Annotated in this window: 1 protein-coding gene; it reads right to left on the bottom strand. The window is 70.4% G+C overall.

Translation table 11 applies throughout. The features are described 5' to 3' along the window. Nucleotides 1-1,157, bottom strand: a 1,157-nt coding sequence (locus ACFY9S_RS40635; protein WP_391139182.1) for an IS701 family transposase, incomplete at its 3' end; no start/stop codon positions are given. Nucleotides 1,158-1,167 lie beyond the last annotated feature (10 nt).

Genomic DNA, 1,167 nt, shown 5'->3' with positions numbered 1-1,167 from the left:
TGCCAGCCGGTCCAGGAGCGGCCCTCGAAGTGGTCCAGGCCGAGGCCGTGTTTGAGTTCGCGGTAGTCGTGCTCGATGCGCCAGCGGATCTTGGCCAGTCGGACCAGTTCAGCAAGCGGGGTGCCGGCGGGCAGGTTGGACAGCCAGTAGTCGGTGGGTGCTTCGGCGTCTTCGGGCCACTCGGCCAGCAGGGTGACCTCGGGCAGGACACCGTCCCAGTGGCCGTCTTCGGTGGTGGCGGCGGCCTGGGCCAGGCGGCGGGCTCGGACGCCGGCCGGCCGCACCCGCACGGCCAGAAAGCGCGAGCGCATCGGCCCGCGGGAGCCTTCCCGCCAGGTGACCTCGGTGAACGCCTGCCGTCCATGGCCGGCCGCGAGTACGGCGACCGGGGACGGCTTGTCGCGGTAGCGGGGCTGCGGCTTGCGGCCGTTTCCCGACCAGGCCGGGGCAGTGGGCTGCGCGTCGTGCGGGTGGACGGTCACGTCCGAACGGATGGCCACGACATAGCCGATGCCCCGGCTGGCCAGGCCGTCGCGGAAGTCGGCGTTCTGCCCGTAGCCGGCATCGGCCACCACCACCGGCGGCACCAGACCCCACCCGGCCAGCTCATCGATAGTGTCCAGAGCCAGGCGCCACTTCTCCCGGTGCCCGACCTCTGGCGGCATCCCGGTCTTGTGCCGCCGTCCAACGTCGTGCGCCCACTCCTGGGGCACGAACAACCGCCACTGCAGCGGACAGGACGCAGTGTCGGAGACCGCGTGCACGCTCACCGCGACCTGGCAGTTGGCCTGCTTGCCCAGCGCCCCGCAATACTGACGGGCGACCGCCACCGACATCTTCCCGTCCTTGGGGAACGACACGTCATCGACCGCCCAGGCGTCCGGGCCGATCTGCGGCACCATCCGCTCCGCGATCCGCCGCTGCACCGGCACCGGATCCCACGTCGACTGGTTCACGAACTGCTGCAGGTTCTGCTCGTTGCCGTCCGGCAGCCGCTCCGCCATCGGCTGGATCGACTTGCGCCGCCCGTCCAGCAACAGCCCCCGCAGGTAGCAGTCGCCCTTCGCCCGCTGATCCTTGCGTGGCACCGACGCGAACACGTCAGCCACGAATACGGCCAACTTCGCCCGAGCACGGTTCACTTCATGTGCATCCACACACCCAACA

Source organism: Streptomyces sp. NPDC012474, from assembly GCF_042955185.1.
In the GTDB taxonomy this organism is placed as follows: Bacteria; Actinomycetota; Actinomycetes; order Streptomycetales; family Streptomycetaceae; genus Streptomyces; species Streptomyces cahuitamycinicus.
The sequence above is the reverse complement of the archived record's forward strand: the minus strand, read 5'-3'. Positions and strand labels throughout refer to the sequence as shown.